The 14,766-nt window shown below is 62.1% G+C and carries 15 protein-coding genes; 9 read left to right on the forward strand and 6 right to left on the reverse strand.

Going from position 1 to position 14,766, the window contains the following annotated elements:
• Positions 1 to 128 precede the first annotated feature (128 nt).
• The 9 genes from VGL22_RS02210 (at position 129) to VGL22_RS02250 (ending at position 7,965) form a co-directional block, all read left to right on the forward strand.
• The gene (locus VGL22_RS02210) at positions 129 to 629 is read left to right on the forward strand and encodes an Lrp/AsnC family transcriptional regulator (protein WP_465265239.1); all 501 of its coding nucleotides are present in this window, start codon (positions 129 to 131) and stop codon (positions 627 to 629) included.
• Positions 630 to 733: 104 nt separating this feature from the next.
• Positions 734 to 1,207 (forward strand): CcdC family protein, encoded by a 474-nt coding sequence (locus tag VGL22_RS02215; RefSeq protein WP_465265240.1) that lies wholly within the window; start codon positions 734 to 736, stop codon positions 1,205 to 1,207.
• A gap of 142 nt (positions 1,208 to 1,349) precedes the next feature.
• Positions 1,350 to 2,177, forward strand: coding sequence for an MBL fold metallo-hydrolase (locus VGL22_RS02220; RefSeq protein WP_465265241.1), 828 nt, complete (start codon positions 1,350 to 1,352; stop codon positions 2,175 to 2,177).
• Between the two features lie 29 nt (positions 2,178 to 2,206).
• Complete coding sequence (locus VGL22_RS02225) at positions 2,207 to 3,121, forward strand: NADP-dependent oxidoreductase (RefSeq protein WP_465265242.1); 915 nt, start codon at positions 2,207 to 2,209, stop codon at positions 3,119 to 3,121.
• A gap of 434 nt (positions 3,122 to 3,555) precedes the next feature.
• Positions 3,556 to 4,656, forward strand: a complete 1,101-nt coding sequence (locus tag VGL22_RS02230; RefSeq protein WP_465265243.1) for a CgeB family protein — start codon at positions 3,556 to 3,558, stop codon at positions 4,654 to 4,656.
• A gap of 16 nt (positions 4,657 to 4,672) precedes the next feature.
• Entirely contained in the window at positions 4,673 to 5,467 is a 795-nt protein-coding gene (locus VGL22_RS02235) for a sugar phosphate nucleotidyltransferase (protein WP_465265244.1), read from the forward strand.
• The gene (locus tag VGL22_RS02240) at positions 5,433 to 6,215 is read left to right on the forward strand and encodes a TIGR04290 family methyltransferase (protein ID WP_465265245.1); all 783 of its coding nucleotides are present in this window, start codon (positions 5,433 to 5,435) and stop codon (positions 6,213 to 6,215) included. The genes VGL22_RS02235 and VGL22_RS02240 overlap by 35 nt, the downstream gene beginning before the upstream one ends.
• 2 nt (positions 6,216 to 6,217) lie before the next feature.
• Positions 6,218 to 7,270, forward strand: coding sequence for a glycosyltransferase family protein (locus tag VGL22_RS02245; protein WP_465265246.1), 1,053 nt, complete (start codon positions 6,218 to 6,220; stop codon positions 7,268 to 7,270).
• Complete coding sequence (locus VGL22_RS02250; protein WP_465265247.1) at positions 7,267 to 7,965, forward strand: HAD family hydrolase; 699 nt, start codon at positions 7,267 to 7,269, stop codon at positions 7,963 to 7,965. The genes VGL22_RS02245 and VGL22_RS02250 overlap by 4 nt, the downstream gene beginning before the upstream one ends.
• On the opposite strand, the gene VGL22_RS02255 is transcribed toward VGL22_RS02250, so the two are convergent.
• Genes VGL22_RS02255 through VGL22_RS02280 form a run of 6 tightly spaced genes read right to left on the reverse strand, consistent with a single transcriptional unit; the run spans position 7,932 to position 14,729 of the window.
• Positions 7,932 to 9,038, reverse strand: coding sequence for a CgeB family protein (locus tag VGL22_RS02255; RefSeq protein WP_465265248.1), 1,107 nt, complete (start codon positions 9,036 to 9,038; stop codon positions 7,932 to 7,934). The two genes, VGL22_RS02250 and VGL22_RS02255, sit on opposite strands and share 34 nt — an antisense overlap.
• Positions 9,035 to 10,135 carry a CgeB family protein gene (locus tag VGL22_RS02260; protein ID WP_465265249.1) on the reverse strand — a complete coding sequence of 367 codons (1,101 nt, stop codon included), beginning with the start codon at positions 10,133 to 10,135 and terminating at the stop codon, positions 9,035 to 9,037. Before VGL22_RS02260 ends, VGL22_RS02255 begins: the two co-directional genes overlap by 4 nt.
• On the reverse strand, positions 10,132 to 11,247 hold the full coding sequence (locus VGL22_RS02265; protein WP_465265250.1) for a CgeB family protein: 1,116 nt from the start codon (positions 11,245 to 11,247) through the stop codon (positions 10,132 to 10,134). Before VGL22_RS02265 ends, VGL22_RS02260 begins: the two co-directional genes overlap by 4 nt.
• Positions 11,237 to 12,340 carry a glycosyltransferase family 4 protein gene (locus VGL22_RS02270; protein ID WP_465265251.1) on the reverse strand — a complete coding sequence of 368 codons (1,104 nt, stop codon included), beginning with the start codon at positions 12,338 to 12,340 and terminating at the stop codon, positions 11,237 to 11,239. The genes VGL22_RS02265 and VGL22_RS02270 overlap by 11 nt, the downstream gene beginning before the upstream one ends.
• Positions 12,328 to 13,635 (reverse strand): TIGR04295 family B12-binding domain-containing radical SAM protein, encoded by a 1,308-nt coding sequence (locus tag VGL22_RS02275; RefSeq protein ID WP_465265252.1) that lies wholly within the window; start codon positions 13,633 to 13,635, stop codon positions 12,328 to 12,330. Before VGL22_RS02275 ends, VGL22_RS02270 begins: the two co-directional genes overlap by 13 nt.
• Positions 13,632 to 14,729, reverse strand: coding sequence for a GDP-mannose 4,6-dehydratase (locus VGL22_RS02280; RefSeq protein ID WP_465265253.1), 1,098 nt, complete (start codon positions 14,727 to 14,729; stop codon positions 13,632 to 13,634). The genes VGL22_RS02275 and VGL22_RS02280 overlap by 4 nt, the downstream gene beginning before the upstream one ends.
• Positions 14,730 to 14,766: the final 37 nt, after the last annotated feature.

Consider the following 14,766-nt stretch of genomic DNA (forward strand, 5'->3'; position numbering starts at 1 on the left):
AAAGCACCCCGGCTCAACAAAGAATAGGCGTCTCGCAATGCCAGAGAGAATGGAGCTTCGAAGAAAAATACCGGTCGGCGCTTAACGTTTTTAACCGGATTGACCCGCACGGTTTACGATTGCTCACGATGAGCCACAAGCATTTGCCCAACGTGGTGGAACTCGACGCCATCGCCTGGAAGATCCTTGAATGCCTGCAGCGCAACGCGCGCGTCTCCTTTGCGGAGTTGGGCAGAAAGGTCGGCCTCTCCACCCCCGCTGTCGCTGAACGCGTGCACCGCCTGGAAGAAGCGGGCGTGATTACCGGCTATCATGCGAGCATCGACGGCTCCAAACTGGGTGTGCCCATCCGCATCCTCATGCGCCTTACCATCCCCGGCGGCGACCTCCAGATCAGCCGCACCGTTACCGCCATCAAGGAACTCGTCGAGATCCGCCGCTGCCATCGCGTCACGGGCTCGGAGTCGTTCATCCTTGAGGCAGACGTGGTTTCGATCCGCCACATGGAAGCGCTCATCGACCGGCTCTCGGCGCTCGGCGCAACCTCCACCTCTACGATCCTCAGCTCACCCATCCAGCGACGCGAATATACGGCGAAACAAATTGAGGGCTTCGACAAATTCCTGTAGGCAGCGCTCCTGTGCGCGCCAAGTGCTTGCCGTCGCCCCACTTGCGCAACAGCATGGCGGCTTTTCCCATTCTTTAATAAACTGGTAAATAGGAAATACCTTCTATGTCTTTTCCCCACATTCCTCTGGCCACGTCGGCGATCGGTTCCATCATCGGCTTTCTGGGCGTGATGGCCTGGCGTATCCGTGAGGGCCGCACCGCCGTCACCGTGCGCAAAATCATCATTCCTCCTCTGGGGATGGCGACGGGGTTCTGCATGTTCCTGGCGCCCCCTTTTCGAGTGCCGCTGCTCTGGGCCCTGATCGCCTTTGCCATCGGCGCAGTGCTGCTGGCATGGCCCCTGCTGGCCACCTCGCGGCTGGTTCGCGACGGCGATGCCATTATGATGAAACGCTCCGGTGCCTTTTTCCTGGTGGTTGCGGCACTTGCCGCCGTGCGCTACTTCGCGCGCGGATACTTCGACACCATCATGACTCTGCAGCAGACCGCGGGCCTGTTCTTCGTGCTCGCCTTCGGCATGATCCTGCGCTGGCGCCTCAGCATGCTGCGCGAGTACCGCATGCTCACCGCGCACTAGCCCTCCCCAGCCCCCTCTGCGGGCTCATCTGGAATTTTTCCCCTCGGGGCTTTCTCCCCCGGGCCGTGCTGCATCTGAGATCGTGAGCCGCAGCAGCGGCTTACGGCGAGGACTGCCCTCCCCTCGCCACAGGAGGGATCAAATGGCGCACGCGGAAGTTGCAGTTCCCAAAGCTCTGGCAACACCCCTCGATGACATCGCCGACGGCATTCGCGGCCTGCGCCTCGGGTTCGTGAATGTGTTCGGCGTGGAGCACGCCAACGGCGCCTGGACGCTCGTCGATGCGGGCATTCCTTATTCCGCCGGATACATCCGCCACTGGGCTGAAGAAAACTACGGTGCTCCGCCCTCGGCCATCGTTCTCACTCACGGCCATTTCGATCACGTAAGCGCTGCGCGGGAACTTGCCGATCACTGGGACGTTCCCGTGTACGCCCATGCCGATGAGGCGCCCTATCTTACCGGTCAAAGCGAATATCCGCCCCCCAACACAGGCGCCGGCGGCGGTCTCATGTCGCTGTTGTCGCCCGTCTATCCGCGCGGTCCAGTCAACCTCAGCCACCGCCTCAAGCTCTTCAACGCGCGCGAGTCTGTGATGGAATCCGGCGCGCTGCCGGAGTGGCAGATCGTTCACACCCCCGGCCATACCGCCGGACACGTCTCCTTCTTCCGCCCTGCCGACCAGACCCTGCTCGTTGGAGATGCTTTTTGCACCACCAAGCCGGAATCGTTTTTCGATGCCGCGGTCGCGCAGCCCCCGGAGCTTCACGGGCCTCCGTCCTACTTCACCTCCGACTTTCGCGCCGCCGCACAATCCATCCGCCGTCTAGCCATGCTGCAGCCGAGGATCATCGTGCCAGGCCATGGGAAGCCACTTGCCGGTCTCGAAGTGGGCCGCAAGCTTACCCAGCTCGCTATTGAGTTCACAGACGAAGTCGACGGAAGAACCCGCCACACCATGGCGTCATAACCCGCGTCCAATTCCATTCAGGAGAAAAGATGAAAGCAGTCGTTCTGCACGAGTATGGCGGCCCCGACCGCCTGCGCTACGAAGACACCGACGTTCCCGATTTTGGCGACAATGAAGTTCTGGTGCGGATCCGTGCCACCAGCATCAACCCCGTCGATTACAAAATTCGCAGCGGAGCGGCCAAAGGCCGCATGGATGTAGACTTCCCCGCCATCCTCGGCCGCGATCTGAGCGGCGAAGTCGCCGACTTCGGCCGCAATGTTACCGGGTTTTCGAAAGGCATGCGCGTGATGGGCCTAGCCAACGGCACGTATGCGGAATACACCGTAGCCAAAGCCGATGTGCTCGCCCCCATCCCCGATAAGCTCAGCTTTGAGCAGGCCGCGGCGCTGCCCTTGGTCACCCTTACGGGAGCACAGCTCATTGAGCGCGCGGTCAAGCCGCAAGCCGGATGGACGGTGCTCATTACCGGCGCTCTGGGTAGCGTGGGCCGCGCCGCCGTCCACGTCGCGCGCAAGCACGGCGTTCGCATCATCGCCGGCGTTCGCAGCAGCGAGTTCGACAAAGTCAGACAGCAGCTCAAGCCGGACGGCGTTGTCGCCCTCGACGATGAAAAGGAAATCGAAAAGCTCTTCCAGGATGTCGATGCGGTGGCCGACACCGTTGGTCCGCCGGCCGTACAGCGGCTGCTCAAGACCATTCGTCCCGGCGGGGTGCTCGGTTCGGTGCTCGGCGTGCCCGAAGGCGCGAAAAACTACGACATCCGCGTGGAAGCCTTCATGGCCCAGCCGGACGCCTCTCGTCTTTACCAACTGGCCGATGACGCCGCCCGCCGCGAGTTCTCGATCCCCATCGCCCGCACCATGAAGCTCACTGAAATCGAAGAGGCGCACCGCCTTGCGGAAAGCCACGGCACCCACGGCAAAATCATCCTGATCCCGTGAGACGTGCCGTCTGACCCTCGTCTCCCGCGGACGCCAAAACGGCAGAGGGCGAAGTCTCTCGCGAGAACTTCGCCCATGCTGCCATTACCGGGTTTCGAAGATTTGGTTCGGCTGCCAATCACATCGTGCGTGACGGTGTGTGAGTCTCTACCGACCCTCAGGAGACTCGTTGCCGATTCTCGTGGTGGTCATTAGCTTACTCTCTCCTGGACTGGAAGATCTCTCTCCCTGCATCGTCTGAGTCGATCCGGAGGAAAGAGGTTGCAGCAGCCGCAGCATTTCGCTACGGCCCAATTCCGGCCTGCCCCGCCGCCCCCCTGCGAATCGCACCATTTCTGCCGCGCCCGATCAAAACAGCGTCACATTTCAAACATCTTCTCAATCAGAGCTGCCATCTGAGCGTGTAACGTCGCAGCGCCTGACGTGGGGCAGGAATGCACTTTGTCATCTTCGGTCTAACGGTGTCATCCTCCTGGGGAAATGGACACGCCACGCTTTGGCGAGGGTTGATCAAAGCCCTGGTGCGCCGCCGGCACACCATCACCTTTTATGAGAAGGATCTGCCCTATTACGCCACAGCGCGCGACGCGTGGCCACAGCCGCCAGGGTTCCGCCTGCGCCTCTACTCCGATCTAATCGAGATCCGCAGCGAAGCCGAACGCGACCTGCAGCACGCCGACGTAGCCATGATCACCAGCTACTGCCCCGATGCGGAACTCGCCTCGCGCCTGGTGCTCGCTTCTCCCGCTCGCGTGCGGTCCTTTTACGACCTCGACACCCCCGTCACCCTCGATACCCTGAGCGCCGGCAAGCGCGTCCCCTATCTTCCCGCCGAGGGACTCTCCGCCTTCGACCTGGTTCTCAGCTACACCGGCGGCCAGGCACTCGACGAGTTGCAGTCACGCCTCGGCGCCCGCACCGTCGCCCCCCTTTACGGCTCCGTCGATCCTGAAGCCCATGCGCCCGCCGCACCCCGCGACGACTTCCGCGCCAACCTCAGTTACCTCGGCACGTACGCCGCCGACCGTCAGCCCGCGCTCGAAGAGCTGTTCGTGCATCCCGCCCGCTGCATGCCTGAGCGCCGCTTCATTTTGGCCGGCGCCCAATACCCGCATGATTTCCCGTGGACCCCGAACATCTTTTTCGTCCAGCACCTTGAGCCATCGCTGCATCCCGCCTTCTTCTGCTCCTCGCCCGCCACGCTCAACATCACCCGCCGCGCCATGGCGAACTACGGCTACTGCCCCTCCGGCCGCCTCTTTGAAGCTGCGGCCTGCGGCGCCGCCATCGTTACCGACTGGTGGGACGGCCTCGACACCTTCTTCACTCCCGGCGAAGAAATCCTGCGCGTCGACACAGCCGGCGACGTAATCGCCGCGCTCCATCAGCCGGACGCCCACCTGCGCCGCATCGGCGATTCCGCACGTGAGCGCGCGCTCTCCGAGCACACCGCCTCGCATCGCGCCAACACTCTTGAAACCTACTGCAACGAGGTGGCTGCCGGCTCTCAGCCTGCAATCGTCACCGCCGCCTGAAAGGGAACGCACACCGATGTGGGGAATCATTCCAGCCGCGGGCGCGGGGAGCAGAATCCAGCCCCTCGCCTTTTCCAAAGAACTGCTGCCCGTCGGCAATCGCGTCAGCAACGATCTCGAGCAGCCGCGCGCCGTCAGCGAATACCTCGTCGAGCGCATGATCGCCGGCGGAGCCGACAAGCTCTGCTTCGTCATCTCGCCCAACAAAACCGACATCGTCGAATACTACGGCACACGCACCTGGGGCGCTGAAATCGCATACGTAGTCCAGCCCCAACCCTCCGGCCTGTGCGACGCACTCTTCCGCGCAATCCCCTTTGTGCATGAGAGCGAGCCCGTCCTCATCGGCCTGCCTGACACCATCTGGCAGCCCGTCGACGCGCTCAAATCTCTTCCCGAGGACGAGCTCTCGTTCCTGCTCTTCCCTGTCGAACATCCCGAGCTCTTTGACGCGGTGAGCACGGACCCAGCCGGCCGCGTGCAGCACATCCACGTGAAGCAGCGCAACGCGTCTACCCACTGGATCTGGGGCGCGTTCAAAATGCCCGGCCACATCTATCGCGAACTCCATCGCCTGTGGCTCCGCCCTGAGCGCCGCGATGAGTACTTCGGCACGCTCGTCAACGCATGGCTCAGCGAAGGCGGACAGGCACTCGGCATTCCCTCTGGCACCAGCTACATCGACACCGGCACGCTCAACGGTTATCGCACCGCCATGGGTTTGCTCGATCCACGCCAACCGCAGTTAAGCGTTCCCATCGTCGGGGAGGAGACACGTGTCCACGAGCTTGCAGTCGAAAACAGCAGATGACACACTGCAGGACCAGATCGAAGCGCTCGGTCCCTGGTTCCACAACCTGCGCCTCAACCAGATTCAGACCGCGCCACATCACTTTCTCGGCGATTACCCCGAAGTCAAGTTCGCCGCCTTCCGTCATGCCATACCGGCCGACCTGACCGGCAAATCCGTTCTCGATATCGGCTGCAATGCCGGTTTTTATTCGCTCGAGATGAAGCGGCGCGGCGCCGCGCGCGTGGTCGGCATCGACTCCGACGAGCGCTATCTCGCACAAGCCCGCTTCGCCGCTGAGGTCGTCGGTGCCGACATTGAATTTCGCCACCTGCCCGTGTGGGACGTGGCTCTGCTCGGTGAGAAGTTCGACCTCGTCATCTTCATGGGCGTCCTCTATCACCTGCGCCATCCTCTGCTCGCACTTGACCTCATTCACCGGCATGTCGCGCGCGACCTCCTCCTCTTCCAAAGCATGCAGCGAGGCAGCCGCGACATCGTCCCCGTGAATGAAGATTACGAATTCAACGAGCCCGCTCCGTTCGACGAACCCGGATACCCCAAAATGCACTTCGTCGAACAGCGCTACTCGCGTGACGAAACCAACTGGTGGATCCCCAATCGCGCCTGCGTCGAGGCCATGCTGCGCTCTTCGGGCTTCGCTCTCCTGGCGCAACCGGAGGAGGAAGTCTACCTCTGCCGATGGCAGCCCGTGGCCACGCCGCCCGATGGACCCCATTGCGTCTACCCGGCGCGCGCAGCGGAGTAACTATGAATCACTCGCCCTGGCTCGAGCACGCTGAAGCTCTTCTCGAAGAGCGTGATTTGGAGCCTGCACTGGCCTGCTTCAACATCGCTGAGCGCAGAGGCGCAGACCCCGATCGCTGCTCAGCCGGACGCTGGCTGGCCTGGATGCTGCTCGGCAACTTTGATCGAGCCTGGCAGGAGAGCGATGCCATCCGCCGCCGCGGCGCCCACGACCCGCACCGCTTCTGGAACGGCAACTCCATTCGCTGCAAACGCCTCATCGTGCGCTGTCTGCACGGCTTTGGCGATTCCGTGCAGTTCCTTCGTTACCTGCCAGCCCTGCGCCGCCTGGCCGCACACGTCATCCTTGAAGTCGCGCCGCGCTTCGTCGATATCGCTCACTGCATCGACGGTGTTGACCAGGTCATCACGTGGGGAGAACATGCGCCCGCCGTTGCGCCTCCATGGGACGTGCAGATCGAGATCATCGAGCTGCCTTACTTTTTCCGCACGCGCCAGCGCGATCTGCCCGTCGCCACGGACTACATCCCCATTCCGCAGGATCTTCAGCTCAGTGCAGCGCGCGCATTCCCTCCTGATTCCCGCCCCCGCGCAGGCATCGTTTGGTCCTCGGGCGAATGGGACCTCTCGCGCTCCCTGCCCATAGAACAGGTGAAACATATCCTCAGCGAGCCCGGCTTCATCTTTTGGAATCTGCAGGGTGGCGAGGTTCGCAACCAGTGGTCTCAACTGGGCGCAGCACCCACCCTGTTTGACGCTCCCGCGTTCTGCGCCGATCGCGGCCTTCTCCCGCTGGCGGCATTCATCGCGCAGTTAGACCTCGTCATCACCGTCGACACCCTGGCTGCGCACCTGGCCGGCGCACTCGGCCGTCCCGTGTGGCTCATGCTGCAGCACGCCGCCGACTGGCGCTGGATGACCGCACGGGATGACTCCCCGTGGTACCCATCCATGCGCATCTTCCGCCAGCAGCGGCAAGGCGATTGGGCCGGCGTAGCCAGACAGGTGCGCCACGCCCTGGCTGAGATTCGCACCTCCGCGCGGAAGGTCGCATGACTCGCGCCTGCAAGCTGGCCCGTTCCTGGGATGAATACGACGCCTACCTCTTCGACATCGATGGCACGCTGATCCACTGCACTGACGCTGTTCACTACTTCGCGTTCTGCGATGTGCTCTCGTCCGTTGCAGGCCGCCCGCTCAATCTCGACGGCGTCACCGCACATGGCAACACCGACGTGGGCATCCTTGGCGATGCGCTGACCCGCGCGGGCATTCCCGATTCGCAGTGGCGCCCGCAGTTGCAGCACATCTGCGATACCATGTGCGCCTTTGTCCATCGCCGCCAAAGCGAGCTCTGCGTCACTACGCTGCCCGCCGTCGAAGACACCCTGCGGCATCTGCGCAACAAGGGCGCCGTCATCGGCTTGGCGACTGGAAATCTTGAAGAGATCGGCAAGCTCAAGCTAAGTGCGGCCCGTCTGCTCGACTACTTCCACTTCGGCGGCTGGAGCGATGGCCTGGAGACGCGCGCCGACGTGTTCCGGCGCGCCGTTCAGCGTGCCAAACAACTTGCGAGCCCTGAAGCCGCAATCCTGGTCATCGGAGACACGCCGTCAGATATCCGCGCCGCACGCGCCAACGAACTCGCCGTTGTAGCTGTCGCCACCGGCATCTACTCCTTCGACCAGCTCACCGCCGAGCAGCCCGACCTCTGCATTCACTCTCTCGAGGAACTCGCAGTCTGCGCCTGAACGCGTGTTGCGCACTGCGCCACCACATTCTCAAACTGTTCCGCACGATGCGCCGATGTGTGCTGATCGAGAATGCGTTGACGAGCCCGCTGCCCCATGCGTACGCGCTCCGCGTCCGGCATTTCGCGCAGAACCCGCACCACCTCGTCCGCATCCTCCGGCAGCAGCACTTCTTCTCCGGGCGTCAGAAACTCCTCCAGCCCCGGCCACGCATCCGAGATAATCGCAGCCCCGCACGCCGAAGCCTCAAACAGCCGCACCGAGGGCGAATACCCCGCCGCCACCATGTCATCGCGCGTCAGGTTCAGCGTGAATCGCGACGACGAATAGAATTCCGGATGCTCCCGCGGCGAGAGATGAATGATGCGTTCCACATTCCCTGGCCACTCGATCTCTACCGGATACTGCGGCCCTGCGACAAGGAACGCCCGTTCCGGTAAACGTCTCGCGGCATCATTCAGAAAGCTCTCGAGCTTCGGCTGACGATCCGCCGCATAGGTTCCCAGATAACTCATATCGCACGCAAATTCAGGCCTCGTCTGCCTGGGCCTGTACGCGTCCGCATCCACTGAGCAGTAGAACGGCACCGCCCATGGCGATCCAAAACGGTTCTCGATCTCGCGCAACATCGGACCACCCGTAAAGCTCAGATACGCCGCATAATGCGGAATCAGTTCCGGATCGAGATACTCCGCTCGTCCCTCCCCGTGCAGCCGCGCCATCGTAATCGGCGTATCGATATCGTAGAACAGAATCCTCTCGTGCCCGTCCTCCAGCAGCTCGCGCGTAGCCTGAATAGCATCCGGAAAATACGACCCCACCACAATCGCATCCGCATCACGCGCCAGCAAGCGCAACTGCTGATTCTCCTTCGCCCAGTCGTCATAGAGTCTGACTGAGCAGAACGCCGGCTCCGGCATGTCGCGGTTGTTGCGATACCACTCCACGTCCTTCTCCACAAAATGGACGCGATGCCCGCGCGCCGCCAGCGCCTTGACCAGCGAGCGATACGTGGTGCCGTGCCCGTTGCCCCACGAAGACGTGATGGTCAAGCCAAAGAAGACCAGTTTCATGCGTGCGTCGTCTCCTCTTCAGCCGCAGGGTGGTGCAGCATCGCCTCAAGGAACGCAGCCTCCGCCTGCTCCGCGCGTTGCGCGTAAGTATGGTCGCGCAATGCTCGCTCGCGGAACCGCCTGCCAATCGCGGCGCGCTCCTCCGCGCCATACTTGTGCAGCGCCTCCACAACATCGGCAGCCGTGCGAATCACCAGAATCTCCTTGCCCGGCTCAAAGCAGTCCTCAATCCCAGGCCAATCGTCGCAAAGCATGCATGCGCCCGCACCGGACACTTCAAAGATGCGCGTCGGCGGCGAGAATCCGAACGAAGCCATCGACTCGCGATTGATATTCATCACCATGCCCGCCGAGGAATTGACTCGGTTGTGATCGCCTGTGGGCACATGCCCAATCCATCGCACGTTGCGCGGCATCGGCTTGTCTCCCCAACCCTCGCCGCCCAACAAAAACGTCTTTTCCGGCGCAAGCTCCGCCGCCTTCAGAAACAGCTCTTCCACCCGCTTCTCACGATCGGGCAAACGATTGCCGAGGAACGCCACATCGCACTGCAACGCGGGATCGGCCTCTACCGGGTGATGCGTGTCAGGATCGAGCCCGTTATAGATCGAGTAGTACGCGCGCGCGCCAAACGATAGATATCCATCGCGGCTTGCCGGGCCGCCCCCATAGCTCAACACGCCCGTATAACGCGGGATGTCATTGCGGAACGGATCGGCCTCGTTCGCGCGAATCCTCCCCAGCGTCGCCGGCGAATCCACATCCCAGAAGAACGCCGGCGCCTCGCTGGCAGCCTCTGCCACCAGGCGCTCCAGCAATTCGTCGTCCACCCCCACGCCACTGTGCTTGATGATCAGATCCTGCTTCCGCGCCACTCCCATCATCAACTCAATATCTTCGGACGGCTGATACACAACCGAGTTCACAAAGGAGAAATCCCCCGCGTCGCGATGCTCCTGGCGTCCGTACGCGTCCGGCTCCGCAAACGTGATCTCATGTCCGCGCTTCGCCAAATATTTGTAAATGCCGCGGTAGTATGTAGCCGCACCGTTCCAGTACGACGACACAATGCTCGACCCGAACACAAAGATATTCAACGCAGCACCTCCTCACATATAGCCGATAACTCTTCCGCGCGATGCCGGCACGTATGCCGCGCCAGCACCGTCTCCAGTCCGCGCTGCGCCTGCGCCTCGGCCGTCCCCGCCTCCTGCAGCAGGTGCTCCATATACTCCTGCATCTCGTCACCGCTGCGCGCCACGAGAAAGTCGCCGCCTCGAAACAGATGCTCACTGTCGTTCCACGGCGCAGAGATCAGCGGAATGCCGCACGCCAGCGCCTCGAACACCCGAATCGTCGGGATCCCGTCCATTGCCTGCGCATACTGCTGCCGTGGTACGTGCACCGTTAAACGCGATTCAGCATAAGTCCGTGGCGCTTCCAGGTTCGGCACGTATCCGCCATACGCCACTCCCGCCTCGTTCAGCGCAGCCAGAGCCTCTCCGGGATAGCGCACCCCATAAATCACAAATCTCCGCTCGAGCATCCTCCTGGCTGGTGCCAGCAGAAACTCGCGAATCTCACGCGAGCGCTCATCGTCGCCCCAGTTCCCAACCCACACCACATCCTGCTTCTTCGCGTGTCCGGGCAGCGGCTTGAATACTGTCGTATCCGCCGCCTCATGCAGCGTCCACACACGCCCCAGGCCAAAGCGTTCACGATAGATCGCCCGCAGCGCTTCGCCAAACGCAATCACCCCATCAAAGCGATCCGTCCCAAACAGCCGTATCTGCTCCGGCGACGACGACGCGCGATGATGCGTATCATGCAACAGCAGTTTGAAGCCCAGACCGTCGCGCACAGCCAGCAGCACGTGCGCCAGTGCCGGCGGATTCCATTCGTGCAGAATCACTACGTCCACATCGCTCAGCGCCGCACGCCAGAACCCTATCCCGCCACCGTCCGGCGCCTCGTACGTCTCGATGTGCAGCTCCGGATACATCGCCGCAAACTGCTGCAGTGACGCCTCTCCTCCCGCCTCCATTCGCAGATTACGGAGCGACCATTCGCGCGCGGGCTCAAACACCAGCACATCATGGCCAACCGCCAGCATCTCCCGCAGCAGCCCGCGCAAGAAGTGCGCGTTCCCGTTGTTCCAGTCCGACCTCAGTGAATGAGCAAGGTAGGCAATGCGCAACTTACGCGACATGTTCGGCCCTCGCTTGCCCCGCCTTCACCTTCTGAAACAGCCTGCAGTACTTCTCCACCATCCGCTCGCGCGAGAAATACTGCGACCGCTCGAACGACCTTCGCCGCGCGCCCTCCAGAAACTGCGCATCCCGAGCCATCCGTCCCAGCAAACCCGCAAGCTCCTCCGCAGTGTTAAAGAAGAGTGCCCCGTCCTCCCACACTTCCTGCAGGCTCGCAATATCCCTCGCAATCACCGCGCATCCGCAGCGCGCCGCCTCCAGCGCCGCCAGCCCAAACGGCTCATACACTGACAGGCACAGATAAATCGCGCTCTCGCCCAGCAATCCCAGCATCTCTGTCTCGCTTAGCTGACCCACAAAACGCGCGTTCCCCAGGTTCGCGGCCCTCTCTGAGGACTCGTGCGAGAAGTCACCCGCAATCGCCACCGGCACCGAACTCTTCACATCCGACAGGATCGAGATGCCCTTTGCTTCATCCCACAACCGCCCAGCCGTCACCGCGCGAAGCACACGAGCGCGCTCGAACTCCGCCGCTACCGATCGTCCATTAGGAATCACCGCGCGGCAGGCAGGCAGCGCAAAGGAGTCAGCAACGGCATCCATCATCCATCGCGTCGGCGCTACCACCGCATCCGCTCCCGACAAGCCCGCCTGCACATGCGCAACGTAACGTTGCAGCCACGATGTGTTCTCCAACGGATCCTTGCGGCACGCCCTTGCCCAACTCAGCACATCGCTGTGCGCAGTCACCACCTTCGCCACACTTACGTCCAGCGCGCCGTAACAAAACTGATTGCTATGCACCATCTCCGGCGCGAAGGCGGCCGCTTCCCTCTCCAGCAAGCGCGCCCCATCTTCAAATGCCCGTTCATTCCGCTCCATCCACTCCAGCGGAACCTCCGTCGCCACATATCGAAAGCGCCTGCCGAACTGCCGGCCCAGCACATCGCACTGCTGCTGCTGCGCCGCGGAAGCTTCCCTGCCGAAGCTCACCAGCAACACATCATTCGCGCGTTCGAGCAAACCCGCCGCCAATTCCTGCGTAAACGTCCAGACTCCCCCGATCGTGTCGGTCGTAATCAGGACACGCATTCAAGTTCCACCAGCGGCAGCGGCCTCTGATCCTGAATGTCGCTATACCCCCGGTCCGCAAAGATGTTTAGGTAGTACGAGTGCGCGCGCTCCCACGCCTGCTCATCCGGCTGTGCGCCAAACGTCTGCACATAAAGCGGGCTGCCCGGGAACGGGAACATCGGCACCGGCTCGCTCACCCATACGCCATGCGCCTTCAGATTCGACTGGAACCGCGCCACTTCCGCAGGATCATCCTTGATCGTCTTGATCAGATTCGCCTGCACCCACGGAATATGCTTGCGCGCCTCGAGCAGAAGATCCTCAATACGTCCCGTCGTTAGCTTGCAGTTCTTGTGCAGCTCATCGCGCCCTTCTTCGGTGATGGACTCGATTCCGCATTCAAACGAGACGCAGCGCGCGCGGCCCAGCGCCGCCAACGACTCCTCATTCCACAGATCGATGCGCGACTGAAACCCAATCGACACCGGCCTCTTCGCAATCTCCTCCAGCAGCGCGCGAACATTCTTGCCCACGCCAAAAATCTCGTCGATGAAGTAGATGTAGTCCACTCCCCGCGCAATCAGCTGGTCAATCTCGGCAATTACCGCGCTCAGATCGCGCTCCCGAAACTTGTTCCGGAACAGCGTCTTGTTGCAGAACGTGCAGGAATAAGGACACCCGCGCGCAAACTCCACCTCCGCGCCGCGCTTCAGATGATCCGCCCCGTTTCCCTTGAAAATATGGTGCAGATGCGCATGCTTCTCCACGGGATAATCCGAGTAATCAAGCGTGCCCAGCGCGGCCATGTCGGTCACGCCCAGGCCTTCATTCATTCGGAATCTCCCGTCCTCATCACGCCAGCAGCAGCCGTCAATCATCTCCCACGGAGTATCTGCCAGCTGTGCCAGCGTCTGATCGTGCTCGCCGCGCAGCACCACATCGGCGCCCGTCTTGTGCATCGTCGCCCGCGGCGTTGCCGATCCATGCGGCCCAATCACCACCGCGCGCGCTTCGCCCCTCAGCGCCTTGATCCACACAGCAGGAACCCGCAACTCCGGCTGTGGGCACCGCCAGAACAGATACGAAGGCGCCGTCGGCACCACCAGAAAATCAGGCGCAAATGCCTCCACCCGCGCACGCACCTGCTCCAGCGCTGCGCCTTCCATGTTCGCGTCCAGCAGCAACACATCGTGCCCGGCCCCGCGCAGAAACTCGCGAGCGGAGAGCAACTCCAGCGGAAAGTGCGGATCGGGGCAGCCAAAATATGTTGATCCCTGAAAGCTCCATGCGGGATTCACCAGGGCGTATTTCATGCCACCTCCTGCTGCAGCGCGTGCGCAAGATCGGCATGCGGCTTCGCGCCATCGGCGTGCGCCTTCGCCAGGCTTTGCTTCCAGAATGTCAGGATCGCTTCCAAAGTCTGCTCCAGGCTGCGCCGCGGCTGCCAGCCCGTGTGCTCCTGCAGCTTCGCCGTGTTGGCGATATACAACGGCTGATCTCCCGGCCGCACCTTGCTGAAGTGCAGATTCAGCCGCTCGCCCGTGAGCGCGGATATGTGGTCCAGCATCTCCATCACCGATGCCGCCCGTTCCACCCCGCCGCCAAGGTTGTAAACATTCCCCGCTGTCCGCCCGCGCGCGCAATAGACCGCCTGCATCGCATCCACAAGGTCGTGCACATGCAGAATGTCGCGCACCTGGCAGCCATCGCCGTAAATGGTAATCGCACGCCCGCTCAGCACCGAGTAGAGGAAATGCGCAACCCATCCCTGATCTTCATTGCCCAGTTGCCGCGGCCCCGCAATACACGACATGCGGAACACCACCGTCGGCAGATCATAGATGCGCGAGTAGTCGTGCACATACTGATCCGCCGTTCCCTTCGAGCATCCATAGGGCGAATGGAAATCGAGTGGCTGCGATTCATCGACACCCCGAAACTCCGCTGCCGCCGCGCGATAATGCCTCCCCTCCTTTTCGATCGCAAGATCGGGCAGCGATCCATAAACCTTGTTCGTCGAGGTGTACAGCACAAATGGCTGATTGCCCGAGCGCCGCGCCGCCTCCAGCACATTCAGAGTCCCGGCAGCATTTACCTCAAAATCATTCACCGGATCATCCACGGACGTAGTAACCGCCACCTGCGCCGCAAGATGATAGATCTCCGTCACGCCGCGCGCAGCCTGGGCCAATGCCCGCGCATCCCGCACATCTCCCTCGATCACCTGGAGACGTTCGCGCCCGGGTAGCGTACGAAGCCATTCCACATTCTGTTCCACCCCGGCACGCGAGAGATTGTCGAACACGCGCACTTCCACCTCGGCAGTGGACAGGAGCCGCTCGGCAAGATTCGAGCCGATGAAACCTGCCCCTCCGGTAATAAGGGCCTTGCGGGCTTTCCCTTGCATGATTCCTCTTTCAACCTTTCCTTGCGGATCGCTTGCA

Origin of the sequence: Occallatibacter sp., from assembly GCF_036502485.1 — a bacterium.
Lineage (GTDB): Bacteria > Acidobacteriota > Terriglobia > Terriglobales > Acidobacteriaceae > Telmatobacter.

Excerpts from the sequence above, each read along its gene's own strand:
- VGL22_RS02210 (WP_465265239.1), top strand. The coding sequence starts at position 129 with ATGAGCCACAAGCATTTGCCCAACGTGGTGGAACTCGACGCCATCGCC.
- VGL22_RS02215 (WP_465265240.1), top strand. The coding sequence starts at position 734 with ATGTCTTTTCCCCACATTCCTCTGGCCACGTCGGCGATCGGTTCCATC.
- VGL22_RS02220 (WP_465265241.1), top strand. The coding sequence starts at position 1,350 with ATGGCGCACGCGGAAGTTGCAGTTCCCAAAGCTCTGGCAACACCCCTC.
- VGL22_RS02225 (WP_465265242.1), top strand. The coding sequence starts at position 2,207 with ATGAAAGCAGTCGTTCTGCACGAGTATGGCGGCCCCGACCGCCTGCGC.
- VGL22_RS02230 (WP_465265243.1), top strand. The coding sequence starts at position 3,556 with ATGCACTTTGTCATCTTCGGTCTAACGGTGTCATCCTCCTGGGGAAAT.
- VGL22_RS02235 (WP_465265244.1), top strand. The coding sequence starts at position 4,673 with ATGTGGGGAATCATTCCAGCCGCGGGCGCGGGGAGCAGAATCCAGCCC.
- VGL22_RS02245 (WP_465265246.1), top strand. The coding sequence starts at position 6,218 with ATGAATCACTCGCCCTGGCTCGAGCACGCTGAAGCTCTTCTCGAAGAG.
- VGL22_RS02250 (WP_465265247.1), top strand. The coding sequence starts at position 7,267 with ATGACTCGCGCCTGCAAGCTGGCCCGTTCCTGGGATGAATACGACGCC.
- VGL22_RS02255 (WP_465265248.1), bottom strand. The coding sequence starts at position 9,038 with ATGAAACTGGTCTTCTTTGGCTTGACCATCACGTCTTCGTGGGGCAAC.
- VGL22_RS02265 (WP_465265250.1), bottom strand. The coding sequence starts at position 11,247 with ATGTCGCGTAAGTTGCGCATTGCCTACCTTGCTCATTCACTGAGGTCG.
- VGL22_RS02270 (WP_465265251.1), bottom strand. The coding sequence starts at position 12,340 with ATGCGTGTCCTGATTACGACCGACACGATCGGGGGAGTCTGGACGTTT.
- VGL22_RS02275 (WP_465265252.1), bottom strand. The coding sequence starts at position 13,635 with ATGAAATACGCCCTGGTGAATCCCGCATGGAGCTTTCAGGGATCAACA.
- VGL22_RS02280 (WP_465265253.1), bottom strand. The coding sequence starts at position 14,729 with ATGCAAGGGAAAGCCCGCAAGGCCCTTATTACCGGAGGGGCAGGTTTC.